This window comes from Pseudodesulfovibrio tunisiensis (genome assembly GCF_022809775.1).
Classification (GTDB): Bacteria; Desulfobacterota; Desulfovibrionia; order Desulfovibrionales; family Desulfovibrionaceae; genus Pseudodesulfovibrio; species Pseudodesulfovibrio tunisiensis.
The window spans coordinates 349,268-361,496 of record NZ_CP094380.1; the positions used below are offsets into that span (position 1 = coordinate 349,268).

General features: G+C 62.5%; 11 protein-coding genes and 1 pseudogene. 11 read left to right on the forward strand and 1 reads right to left on the reverse strand.

From position 1 onward, the window contains the following. Positions 1 to 6 precede the first annotated feature (6 nt). From MPN23_RS01735 to MPN23_RS17155, 11 genes and pseudogenes are all read left to right on the forward strand, one after another. Positions 7 to 2,727: a molybdopterin-dependent aldehyde oxidoreductase gene (locus MPN23_RS01735; RefSeq protein WP_243545748.1), complete on the forward strand. Its 2,721-nt coding sequence runs from the start codon at positions 7 to 9 to the stop codon at positions 2,725 to 2,727. A 73-nt stretch (positions 2,728 to 2,800) separates the two neighbouring features. Continuing rightward, positions 2,801 to 5,053, forward strand: a complete 2,253-nt coding sequence (locus MPN23_RS01740; RefSeq protein WP_243545749.1) for a pyridine nucleotide-disulfide oxidoreductase/dicluster-binding protein — start codon at positions 2,801 to 2,803, stop codon at positions 5,051 to 5,053. Then, positions 5,050 to 5,265, forward strand: coding sequence for a DVU_1557 family redox protein (locus tag MPN23_RS01745; RefSeq protein WP_243545750.1), 216 nt, complete (start codon positions 5,050 to 5,052; stop codon positions 5,263 to 5,265). The genes MPN23_RS01740 and MPN23_RS01745 overlap by 4 nt, the downstream gene beginning before the upstream one ends. After that, positions 5,262 to 5,924 carry a DVU_1556 family methyltransferase gene (gene trsM / locus MPN23_RS01750; RefSeq protein WP_243545751.1) on the forward strand — a complete coding sequence of 221 codons (663 nt, stop codon included), beginning with the start codon at positions 5,262 to 5,264 and terminating at the stop codon, positions 5,922 to 5,924. The genes MPN23_RS01745 and trsM overlap by 4 nt, the downstream gene beginning before the upstream one ends. Beyond that, entirely contained in the window at positions 5,914 to 6,369 is a 456-nt protein-coding gene (locus MPN23_RS01755; RefSeq protein ID WP_243545752.1) for a DVU_1555 family C-GCAxxG-C-C protein, read from the forward strand. The genes trsM and MPN23_RS01755 overlap by 11 nt, the downstream gene beginning before the upstream one ends. Further along, positions 6,369 to 7,718: a radical SAM (seleno)protein TrsS gene (trsS, locus tag MPN23_RS01760; RefSeq protein WP_243545753.1), complete on the forward strand. Its 1,350-nt coding sequence runs from the start codon at positions 6,369 to 6,371 to the stop codon at positions 7,716 to 7,718. Before MPN23_RS01755 ends, trsS begins: the two co-directional genes overlap by 1 nt. Continuing rightward, entirely contained in the window at positions 7,705 to 8,985 is a 1,281-nt protein-coding gene (locus MPN23_RS01765) for a DVU_1553 family AMP-dependent CoA ligase (protein ID WP_243547420.1), read from the forward strand. Before trsS ends, MPN23_RS01765 begins: the two co-directional genes overlap by 14 nt. A gap of 9 nt (positions 8,986 to 8,994) precedes the next feature. Continuing rightward, entirely contained in the window at positions 8,995 to 10,011 is a 1,017-nt protein-coding gene (locus tag MPN23_RS01770) for an XdhC family aldehyde oxidoreductase maturation factor (protein WP_341540091.1), read from the forward strand. Beyond that, positions 10,008 to 11,132: a DVU_1551 family NTP transferase gene (locus tag MPN23_RS01775; RefSeq protein ID WP_243545754.1), complete on the forward strand. Its 1,125-nt coding sequence runs from the start codon at positions 10,008 to 10,010 to the stop codon at positions 11,130 to 11,132. Before MPN23_RS01770 ends, MPN23_RS01775 begins: the two co-directional genes overlap by 4 nt. Before the next feature lie 2 nt (positions 11,133 to 11,134). Beyond that, positions 11,135 to 11,422: pseudogene (locus MPN23_RS17150) on the forward strand (histidine phosphatase family protein); the annotation flags it as partial. A 70-nt stretch (positions 11,423 to 11,492) separates the two neighbouring features. Beyond that, the gene (locus MPN23_RS17155) at positions 11,493 to 11,744 is read left to right on the forward strand and encodes a histidine phosphatase family protein (RefSeq protein ID WP_424450061.1); all 252 of its coding nucleotides are present in this window, start codon (positions 11,493 to 11,495) and stop codon (positions 11,742 to 11,744) included. Positions 11,745 to 11,819: 75 nt separating this feature from the next. On the opposite strand, the gene MPN23_RS17010 is transcribed toward MPN23_RS17155, so the two are convergent. Next, on the reverse strand, positions 11,820 to 12,227 hold the full coding sequence (locus MPN23_RS17010) for an efflux RND transporter permease subunit (protein ID WP_279388687.1): 408 nt from the start codon (positions 12,225 to 12,227) through the stop codon (positions 11,820 to 11,822). Positions 12,228 to 12,229: the final 2 nt, after the last annotated feature.

Sequence of the window (12,229 nt, forward strand, 5' to 3'; positions counted from 1 at the left end):
TTCGGAATGATCAAGAGGACTCTCAAGGTAAACGGCATCGACCGCATGGTTCTTGCCGAGCCGGATACTTCGCTGGCATTGGTGCTGCGCGAGAATCTCGGTCTCACCAGCGTCAAGGTCGGATGCGCGCAGGGCCAGTGCGGCAGTTGCAGCATAATTCTGGACGGCAAGCTGATCCGTTCCTGCACGCGCAAATGGGCCAAGCTCAAGGATGGCGCGCAGATTACCACTCTGGAAGGCATTGGCACTCCGGGCAACCTGCATCCCGTGCAGATGGCCTGGATTGCGCATGGTGGCGCCCAGTGCGGTTTCTGCTCGCCGGGCTTCATTGTTTCCTCCGTCGCTCTGCTGGCGGAAAATCCGTCTCCCACGCGTGAAGAGGTGCGCGACTGGTTCCAGAAGCATCGCAATGCCTGCCGCTGCACCGGGTACAAGCCCCTTGTCGATGCGGTCATGGACGCCGCCCGGGTCATGCGTGGCGAAATGACCATGGAAGACCTGCAATTCAGGATTCCCGAGGACGGTCGCATCTGGGGTACCCGCTACCCGCGTCCTTCGGCCATTGCCAAGGTTACCGGAACATGGGACTTCGGTGCGGATCTGGGCCTCAAGCTGCCACAGGGCACTCTGCATTGCGCTCTGGTGCAGGCCGAGGTTTCCCATGCCAACATTCTGTCCATCGACACCAGTGAAGCCGAGGCCATGCCCGGCGTGTTCAAGGTCGTGACCCACAAGGACGTGAAGGGCAGGAACCGCATCACCGGCCTGATCACCTTCCCCACCAACAAGGGTGACGGCTGGGATCGGCCCATCCTTTGTGATGACAAGGTGTTCCAGTACGGTGACGCCATAGCCATTGTCTGCGCGGATTCGGACAGGCATGCGCAGGAAGCGGCCAAAAAGGTCAAGGTCGAACTGGAACAGTTGCCCGAGTACATGAGCGCGCCTGCGGCCATGGCCGACGACGCCATGGAGATTCATCCGGGCACGCCCAATGTCTATTACATTCAGAAAGTCGCCAAGGGCGAGGACACCAGGCCCATTTTCGACAGGGACGACGTGGTCATCGCCGAGGGCGACTACTACACGCAGCGTCAGCCGCACATGCCCATCGAGCCGGATGTGGGGTTTGCGTATCAGGATGAGAACGGCAAGCTCTTCATCCATTCGAAATCCATCGGCCTGCATCTGCATCTGTTCATGATCGCCCCGGGGCTGGGCGTGGAGCCGGAAAACATGGCTCTGGTCCAGAATCCCACGGGTGGCACCTTCGGCTACAAGTTCAGCCCGACCATGGAAGCCCTGGTTGGCGCGGCCGCCTTGGCCACGGGGCGCCCGGTATTCCTCAACTATGACTGGTACCAGCAGCAGACCTACACCGGAAAGCGCTCCCCGTTCATCACGTGGCTGCGCATGGCTGCCAGCAGGGACGGCAAGCTGCTCGGCATGGAAACCGACTGGACCGTGGATCACGGCCCGTATTCCGAGTTCGGCGACCTGCTGACCCTGCGCGGCGCACAGTACATCGGCGCGGGCTACGACATTCCCAACATCCGGGGCGAGGGCCGCACCGTTTGCACCAACCATGCGTGGGGCGCAGCCTTCCGCGGTTACGGGGCGCCGGAAAGCGAATTCCCGTCCGAAGTGCTGATGGACGAGCTGGCTGAAAAACTGGGCATGGACCCCTTTGATCTGCGCTATGCGAACGTGTACCGCAAGGGGTCCACCACTCCCACGGGGCAGGACCCGGAAGTCTACAGCCTGCCCGAGATGATGGACAAGCTGCGGCCCAAGTATGAAGAGGCCAGGAAGCGTGCCGCCGCCAATTCCACGGCCGAGATCAGGCGCGGCGTGGGCATCAGCATCGGTGTGTACGGTTCGGGGCTGGATGGTCCGGATACTGCCGAAGCCGACGCCGAGCTCAATGCCGACGGCACCGTGACCATCTACAATTGCTGGGAGGATCACGGTCAGGGCGCGGACATGGGCTCCCTTGGCACGGCCCACGAAGCCTTGCGCGCCCTGAATCTGACCCCGGATCAGATCAGGCTGGTCATGAACGATACCAGTCTGGCTCCGAACTCCGGCCCTGCCGGTGGCAGCCGGTCGCAGGTGCTTGCAGGACAGGCCATCGTCAATGCCTGCCAGCAGCTGGTCAAGGCCATGACCAGGCCGGACGGCACGTTGCGCACCTATGATGAAATGGTCGCCGAGAAGCTGCCGCTGCGCTACAACGGCAAGTGGACCGCTCCGGCCAACGATTGCGACGAGAACGGTCAGGGCAATCCCTTCTGCTGCTACATGTATGGCGTGTTCATGTCCGAGGTGGCTGTGGAAGTCGCCACTGGCAGGACCACGGTCGAGGCCATGACCATCGTGGCGGACATCGGCAAGGTCAACAACTTCCTGCTGGTGGACGGCCAGATATACGGCGGTGTTGCTCAGGGCATCGGTCTGGCCCTGTCCGAGGATTACGAGGACATCAGGAAGCACTCCACCATGGTGGGTGCCGGATTCCCGTACATCAAGCAGATTCCCGACGACATGGAGATCATGTACGTGGAAACGCCGCGTCCCGACGGACCGTTCGGTGCTTCCGGCGTGGGCGAAATGCCGCTTTCGGCCCCCCATGCTGCCGTGATCAACGCCATCTACAATGCCTGCGGCGTGCGCATCCGCGAACTGCCCGCACGGCCCGAAAAGGTGCTGGCCGGACTCAAGGGATAATGCGAATACGGTAAATACCGGGCGGCGGTTGCGGTTCCACGCGCCGCCGCCCGCATGTATTTCGGGGGAGGACATGGAACAGGCGGAACTCAGGGAATGGGAACGACGTTGCGTGCAGGAGGAAACCCCGCGCTGCGCGGCGGCATGTCCGCTGCATGTGGATGCCCGGACCTTTTGCGGTCTTGCGGAAAAGGGACGCTGGGACAAGGCGTGGTCCGTTCTGGCAAGGACCCTGCCGCTGCCCGGCGTGCTTGCTCGACTGTGCGAAGGCCCGTGCCGTGCCGAATGCGTACGCAGGGATGCTGGCGGGGCCGTGGACATGCCTGCGCTGGAACGGTTCTGCGCCGGAGTCGCCAAGCCTGTTTCGCCACCGCGTCCGCTTCCTTCCCGTGGCAAATCCGTGGCCGTGGTGGGCGCCAGCATGGCCGGATTGGCTGCGGCATGGGAACTGGCCCGTCGGGGCTTTGCCGTTTCCCTGCATTGCGATGTGCCCGGCGGCGCGCTCCTGTCCCTGCCCGAGGACCGGATTCCGTACGGCGCGCTTGATGTCGAGCTGGAGAATCTGCGCAGACTCAAGGTGGAAGTGCATGCCGGCCTGACTGCGAATGCGGAATTGGTCCGGGAGTTGCGCGACACGCATGACGCCGTGTTTGTTGATCCGGAAAGCCTGTCCCCGGACGAGCTTGGCTGCGGAATGCCGGATGATCTGACCCTCGGGACCGAATTCTCCGGCGTGTTCATGGGCCTTCCGGGAGAATCCTCCTTCATCCTTCAGGCTGCATTCGGTCGCAGGGCAGCCAACTCCATTGAACGGTTCACGCAGGGCGTGTCCATGACTGCGGGCCGGGATCATGAAGGCCCGTATCCGTCCCGGCTTTACACCAGTCTGGAGGGGGTGGCCGAGGCGGCACCGGTCCCGGTAACGGACGAGGCGTCGGCTCGGAAGGAAGGCGCGCGCTGCATTCGGTGCGAATGCATGGAATGTGTGAAGCATTGCGTGTTTCTGCAGAATTTCAAGTCCTATCCCAAGGTCTATGTCCGCCGCATCTACAACAACGAATCCATTGTCATGGGCACGCGGCAAGCCAACACCATGATCAATTCCTGCATGCTGTGCGGTCTGTGCGAGACCGTGTGCCCCGAGGATTTCTCCATGGCCGAGGTCTGCCTTGAAGCGCGACGCAGCATGGTGGACCGGGGCAGGATGCCTGCGTCGGCCCATGAATTCGCCCTGCGGGACATGGCGTTTGCCAATGGAGAAAAATGTGCGCTCGCCCGGCATGCGCCCGGGCACGATTCCAGCGAGTACGTGTATTTCCCGGGATGCCAGCTCACCGCGTCCGATCCGGGATCGGTGCGTGCTGCCTATGACGACCTGCGATCCCGGTTGGGGAAGGTGGGGTTGATGCTTCGCTGCTGCAACGCGCCGGCTCACTGGGCTGGCAGGGAATCGCTTTTCCGGGAGTCCATGGATGCATTGCGGCATGACTGGGATTTTTTGGGCAGGCCCGTGATCATTGCGGCCTGTCCCACATGTCTGCAAATGCTTCGGGATAATCTGCCCGAGGCCGAGATTCAGTCGCATTGGGCCATCCTGCGCGTACTGGGGCCGCCACGTGGTGCGGACAGGTGTTCCGTGTCGCTGGCCGTGAACGATCCCTGCGCTGCGCGTCATGATGCTCCGCAGCGCGAGGACGTGCGCGCCGTGCTGGAGCAGTTGGGCGTGGAGACCGTGGACCCTGCGTTGACCGGCGAAATGACCGAATGTTGCGGCTACGGGGGACTGCTTGCCGAGGCGAATCCCGAGCTGGGCATGGCTGCGGCCGAGCATCGTTCCCGGGCCGCGTCGCAGGATTTCGTGACCTATTGCGCCATGTGCCGGGACATGTTCGCCCGGGCGGGCAAGCGGGCCATGCATGTGTACGATCTGCTGTACCCGTGCGGGGACGATTCCGCGCAACGTCCGGCTCCGGGCTATTCCGCGCGCAGGGAGAACCGGGCGCGCTTGCGGGAATCCCTGCTCATGGAGCTGTGGGGCGGATCGGCCCGGGAGCGTGAACCTTTCGAGGACGTGGTGGTTGCCTTCACGCCCGAGGTCTCGCGTCTGATGGAGGAACGACGGATATTGCAGAGCGACGTGCAGAAGGTGCTGCTGGCGACCGGGAGGAGCGGAAAGCGGTTCCGGAATCGAAAGACAGGACGTTTTCTCGCGTTTCACCGGCCCGTGGCCGTGACGTACTGGGTGGAGTATGAGGAACTGGAAACCGGGTATCTGGTGCATCGGACATGGTGCCATCGGATGCGCTTGCCCGGAGGTGATGCATGAGCGTGATCAAGGTTCCCGAGGCCGACTCCTCGGGCTGGGAATGTGCGGTCTGTGGCGTGGCGCTGAGACCCTGCGCCGTGGAACTGGAGTATCTGGACAGCCGGTTCAACGTGGAACTGCCTGCGTGCCCCGAATGCGGCATGGTGTTCATTCCCGAGGACCTTGCTCTTGGCAGGATGGCGCAGGTGGAACGGTTGCTGGAGGACAAGTGACCGTGCCGGATGCACCGCTGTGGGAACGCGCCGGACTCCGGCAGGTCGCCGGACAGACCTTGCGTCCGGGCGGATTTGCACTCACGGATCGGGCTGCGGAACATGCCGGGCTTGTCCCGGGCTGGCGCGTGCTGGACGTGGGCAGCGGCCTTGGAGCCACGGTGCGTCGGCTGCGTTCCCGGTACGGGGCGGCTGCCTATGGCGTGGAGATGTCCGCCAGTCAGATGTCCCGGGCCGGACATTCGCCGTGGTTCGTGCAGGGAACCGGACACGCGTTGCCCTTTGCGGGCGGCGTGTTTCGCATGGTACTGTGCGAGTGTGTGCTTTCCCTGTTTCCGGATTGGCGAATCGGGCTGAACGAGTTGGGCCGGGTGCTTGTCCCGGGCGGCTGGCTCGCGGTTTCCGATCTGTGCGGCGTACCTCAGGCATCCTGTCCCTCCGGAGGTTGCGCAGATCGGCCGCTTCCGGTTGAAACCGTGCGGATTTTTCTGGAGGAGAACGGATTTTCCGTTTCCCTGTTGGAGGATCATTCCCGGATGCTTCGCGATCTGGCTGCAAGGCTGCTTCTTGCCGGTGAATCCGGTGCTTGTGTTTCGCATTCCGGGCTTGGGTATTTCCTGATGATCGCGCAAAAAAACGGAGTGGCCCATGCTGGATGATGTCGGTCTTCGCATGATGGAACTGGGCGGCAGGGGATATTGTTGCAGCCAGATACTGATGCTCCTTGCCCTTGACGAGATGGGACGGGAAAATCCCGATCTGGTGCGGGCTTCGGCTGGGCTGTGCAATGGAATCGGAGATTGCTCCGGGCCATGCGGCGTGCTCACCGGAGCCGCCTGCCTGTTGGCATTGCATGGAGCCAAAGGCACGGATTTCGAGGAGTCGGACGACCGTCTGCCTCTGATGCTGGAACAGTTGCGTACGTGGTTCACGGATCAGGTCGCCGGACAGTTCGGCGGGGTGGCCTGTGCCGACATTCTGGAAGGGGAATGCGGCGGTCCCAATCCCGAGCGATGCGGCGGGCTGGTTGCGGATGCCTATGCAAGGGTGCGCGAGATTCTGGTCGAAAACGGCATTGATCCCTCGGAAGGACGGGAGGCGTAATGTCGATAGCCAGAAGCGTTTGCCCCATCTGCCTGCGTGCCATTCCGGGGCACCATGAAACCGAAAATCACGTGACCCGGCTGGTCAAGACGTGTCCGGAACACGGCGAGTTTCGCACCGTGGTCTGGCGTGGTTCCCCGGACTTCGACGAGTGGGCGCGGCCCAAGATTCCCTCGCAGCCACGGACACCGTTCACGGCTGTCGACCAGGGGTGTCCCTTTGATTGCGGTCTGTGTCCGGAGCATCGGCAGCATACCTGTACTGCGGTCATGGAAATCACGTGGCGATGCAATCTCGGATGCCCTGTCTGCTTTGCCTCGTCCGGCAGGGAAGCGCCGCCCGATCTGACTTTGGAGGAAATCGGCGGGCTGCTGGATCGCGTGGAACTGGCTTCCGGGTTCTGCAACATTCAGCTCTCCGGCGGTGAGCCCACGGTGCGCCGTGATCTGGGCGACGTGATCCGTCTGGCCAAGTCGCACGGGTTTCCGTTCATCCAGCTCAACACCAACGGCCTGCGACTGGGGCTGGAACCGGACTATGCGCAGGAACTGGCGCAGGCCGGGCTGGATTCCGTGTTTCTGCAATTCGACGGACTGGAGGACGGCATTTACACGGTGCTTCGCGGGCGGCCGTTGCTGGAAATCAAGCTGGCAGCCGTGGATAATCTGGCCCGGGCCGGAATCGGCGTGGTGCTGGTGCCCACGGTCGTGCCGGGCGTGAACGAACACGGTCTTGGTGCGATCCTGCGTTTTGCCGCCGAACATTCCCCGGGTGTGCGCGGCGTGCATTTTCAGCCCGTGAGCTATTTTGGACGCTATCCCGAACCGCCCCGGGATGACCAGCGCATCACGCTGCCCGAGGTCATGCGACTGCTGGAGGAACAGACCGGCGGCGAAGTGCGGACAACGGATTTTCTGCCCCCGGGATGTGAACATGCCCATTGTTCGTTTCATGCAAACTACATGGTTACGGAGCAGGGGGAGCTGAAGCGGCTGTCCTCTTCCGGGTGCGGATGCACGGCACAACGCGCCGAGGCCGGGGCGGACAAGGCCAAGGCATTCGTGCGCAGACAATGGAGCGGACAGGATGCGTCGAATTCGGCCGTGGACGAACTGCGGCCTCCGGATGATCTGGATCGGTTCATTGCCCGGGCTGCCACCCACACGCTGGCCGTGTCCGGCATGGCGTTTCAGGATGCATGGACATTGGATCTGGAACGGCTGCGGGGGTGCTGCATCCATGAGGTGTCACCGGATGGGAGGCTGATTCCGTTCTGTGCCTACAACCTGACTTCCGCGAGTGGAGAAACGCTTTATCGGGGGCACTGTCGTGCACATGCCGTATCTTGATCGCTGGATGGCCCGGCGCATGGGCGTGCAGGTGCTTCCCTCGGCCCGGGATGTCCGGCTGTGGCAGCTTGCCCGGCTGCGGGAGCTTCTCGTGCATGCCCGGAAAAACAGTCCGTTTTACGCCGAGCGGCTGGCTGGAGTGGATGCGGATTCGATTCGTTCCCTGCGTGATCTGGCCCGGATTCCCATGACGCGGCCCGAACATCTGCGGGACAATCCGGATGCCATGCTGTGCGTGTCCCGCGACGAGATCGCCCGGGTGGTGACGTTGAACAGCTCCGGCACCACCGGGACGCCGAAACGGATTTTCAATACCGAGGGAGATCAGGAGCGGATCAGGGATTTCTTCAGTCATGGCATGGCCAACATGCTCCGGCCGGGAGAGACCGCATTGCTGCTTCTGCCTGCGGACAGACCCGGCGGAGTGGGCCGATTGCTGATGGATTCGCTCGAACGCATGGGGGCGGGTGGCGTGGCACATGGTTCGGCGGACAATGGCGCTGAAGCCGTGGACCATCTGCTTGCCTCGGATGCCCAATGTGTGGTGGGCTCGCCTGCGCAGGTGAACGCGCTGGCTTCGGTCTGGGAACGGCGGGGGCTGCCGCCCGGACATGTGCATTCCGTGCTGCTGTGCTGGGATGCGATTCCCGACGCGGTTGTCGGGCATGTGACCCGGGCCTTGGGCTGCAAGGTCTTTCGGCATTGGGGCATGATGGAGACCGGGCTTGGTGGAGCTGTGGAGTGTGCTCCGGGATCGGGCATGCATATTCGCGAGGCGGACGTGCTTCTGGAAATCATTGATCCGGTTTCCGGGGAATTGCTGCCGGACGGTGAAGCCGGGGAAATCGTGACTACCATGCTTTTTCGCTGGGGCATGCCACTTGTCCGCTACCGGACCGGAGACAGGGGGCGCATTCTGCCGGGAATCTGTGCCTGCGGCAGTCCGCTTCGCCGACTGGATTCGCAGGTGCGACGCATGGCCGAGGGCGTGGAAACCGGGTATGGAAGATTGACTCTGGCGCAATTGGACGAGGTCTTGTATGCCATACCGGAATTGATTGATTTTCATGCCGCATGGCATCCGGGCGAGTCGTTGCTGGAAGTGACGGCATTCGGCCATTCCTCGCGACTGGGGAATTTGGTTCGAAACGAACTGGAAGCGCTGACGAATCTTGGGCCGGACGCGAACGTGTCGGTCGAGGTCCGTCACGAGGACGGTCCGGCCGTGCCCGGGCTGGCCAAGCGGCGCATACGCATAGGGAGATGATGAAGAGTCATGGATATGAAGGCATTTGTTCGGTCGTTTCGGGAATTGCTTGATGGTGGAGAAACTCTTGTGCTCGCCACCGTGGTGGACAGCTCCGGATCCACGCCCCGGTCGTCCGGTGCCAAGATGGCGGTGAGGCGGGGCGGATCCATCATAGGCACTGTGGGCGGCGGAATCATGGAGGCCATGGCCTGCCGCGACGGCGCAGCCATGCTGGACCTGCCCGAGGGGACCGTGAAGCTGGCGAAGATGGAGCTGACTCAGGATCTGGCGGCCAATTCCGACATGATCTGCGGCGGCAATCTGACCATCATGCTGGAGACCGTGTCCCCCAAGGGAAGCGGAGCGGAGCGGTTCCGGGAAATGGATGATCTGCTCAGGGCCGGAAAATCCGGGATGCTTCTGACCACTGTCCGGGACGACAGGGCCGTGGAACATGTTGTGTTCACGGAAGATTCGGTCATGCCTGCGCAGTGCGGCGAGGCTTGGGACGTGCGGATGACGCGGTTTCTTGATGACGAGACCGGCAAGCTGCTGGCGGAACCGTTCGTGCCGCCTGCACCTCTGTACATCTTCGGAGCCGGGCACGTGTCCCGCTCCACGGCCCGGGTTGCGGCATTGGCCGGATTTCGTGTGGTGGTGCTGGACGATCGCGAGGATTTTGCCAATGCGGAGCGGTTTCCCGAGGCCGACGAGGTGCGCGTTCTCCCTTCGTTCAGGGATGCTTTCGGCGGATTGGAAGTGGGCGATGATGCCTTTCTGATCATTGTCACCCGAGGCCATGTGCATGATCGGGATGTTCTGGCGCAGGCCTTGGCGACCCCGGCCCGATACGTGGGCATGATCGGCAGCAAAAGGAAGCGTGACGCCATTTACGATGCCCTGCGCAAAAACGGGACTTCGGACGAGGCCATTGCGCGTTGCCATTGTCCCATCGGCCTGAAGATCGGGGCGCAGACTCCCGAGGAGATCGCCATCAGCATCGGCGCGGAACTCGTGGCCGCTAGAGCGGGGAAGCTGGCATGACCCGGCTGGGCGCCGTGATTCCGGCTGCGGGGTTTTCCTCGCGCATGGGGCGGTTCAAGCCGCTTCTGCCCTTGGGGCCGGACACGGTGCTCGGACGATGCGTGCATGCGTTCACGCGCAACGGCCTTGACGACGTGTGCGTGGTCACGGGATTCCGGGCGGAGGAAACTTCGGTTCTGGTTCGTTCCGAAAAGGCTCTGCCCGTATTGAACGTCGATTACGAGCAGGGCATGTTTTCCTCGATTCTGACCGGGATTCGCGCTTTGCCTGATGACGTCGAAGCGTTTTTCGTCCTGCCCGTGGATATTCCCCTTGTCCGGCCGGAAACCGTGGCCCGACTTGCCCGGGCGTGGGAGGAACGCAGGGCGCCGCTGGTCTATCCGGTGTTCCGGGGCGAACGCGGGCATCCTCCCCTGATAGGCCGGGAACTCATTCCCGACATTTTGCGTCACGACGGGCAGGGCGGCCTGCGGCGTGTTCTGGAAAACTGGGAAGATCGTGCGTTCGATGTCTCCGTGGCGGATTCCGGAACGGTGCAGGACCTTGATTACGGCACTGACTATCTTGTGGCGCTGGAGCGGATCGGCAGGGACTATCCCCTTGAGGACGAGTGTCTGGCCCTGTGGGACATCTGTGGCGTGTCTTCCGATGTCCGCGATCATTGCCGCGCCGTGGGCAGGATTGCGCGCGCCATGTGCCGGGCCATGAACAGAACCGCTCGCGTGGAGCGTCTTGATCCGGATTTCGCATTCAGCGCCGGAATGGTTCATGATATTGCCAAGGGATGCAAGGGGCATGATCAGGTGGGGGCGGATTGGCTTGCGGAGCATGGATTCCATGCCGTGGCCCCCATTGTCGCGGTGCATTCGGACCTTGCATTCGATCCTGCTGCGGGATTCGGGGAACGGGAAGCCGTGTTCCTCGCTGACAAGGTGGTGAGCGGGAGTCAGGTGGTGCCTCTGGAAGCCCGATATGCCGCAAAGGTGGAATATTTTGGCGCGGACCCCAAGGTGCGGGCCGCGATTCACGCCCGCCGTGAACGGGCCCGGCGGGTTCTGTCCGAATTCGAAAATCTGGCGAATGTGCCTCTGGATTCGCTGGCTCGCGAGGTGCTGCGGTGATCGTGCTGGTTCGGCATGGGCATGCCCTTGGTGGAAAGGGGCATTGCATCGGTCGGACCGATATTCCCCTGTCCGAACAGGGAAGGGAACAGGCGCGCGTTCTGGCGGATTCCTTTGGCGTGGCGGATTTTCAGGCTGTCTGGTCCAGTCCGCTTTCCCGGGCATGGGATACTGCCGCGCCCGTGTGCGAGCGGCTCGGGCTTGCCTGTCGAAAGCATGAGGGGCTTTCCGAAATAGACATGGGCGACTGGGACGGGTGCGCCTTTGCCGACATTCGGGCAAGGCACTCGGCGGAATACGAGGCGCGCGGACAGGATTTCTCCGGGTTTCGCATTTCGGGGGGAGAATCCTTTTTTTCAGGTGCAGCAACGAGCTCTGGTTGCCTGCCGCGAGCTGGCTGCCGGGCCGCGTCCCTGTCTCGGAGTAACCCATGCCGGCGTATTGCGAACGTTGCTCTGCCATTTTCACGAATTGCCCTTGAATGACCTTTTTTGTTTTTCCCCGGCGCATGGCGAGTGCGTGGTCCTGACCGGAACAGCGGATGAATTGCATTTCGAGGCCGAAGGGGTGTCCTGTGACGGGTGCGTTCGGATGGTGGAAAGCCGTCGCTGATTTCCTGGGAAAAGTTCGAATGGGAAAAGGCCCGGCATCAGTGGATGCCGGGCCTTCTGTCTTTTGGAAAGGTGGTTACACCTTGGCTGTTTCGGCCTTGGCTGCCTTTCTGATGGCGGCGCGTTCCTTCATGCTGGCCTGAAGCGAGCAGAGGACCGGAACCACGACCAGAGTCAGGATCGTGGCGATGGCCAGACCGAATATCACGGCCACGGCCATGGGACCCCACCATTGCGAGGATTCGCTGCCCGTGTCCAGACGCATGTGCATGAAGTCGAAGCTCACGCCCGTGGCCATGGGCACGAGGCCGAGGACCGTGGTGATGGCCGTGAGCAGCACCGGCCGGAATCGGGTCAGTCCGGCTTCGATCAGTGCATCGCGCACGCTGGCCCCCTGTTCCTTGAGCTGCTCGTAGTAGTCGATGAGTACGATGGCGTTGTTTACCACCACGCCAGCCAGACTGAGCACACCCACGCCGGTCATGA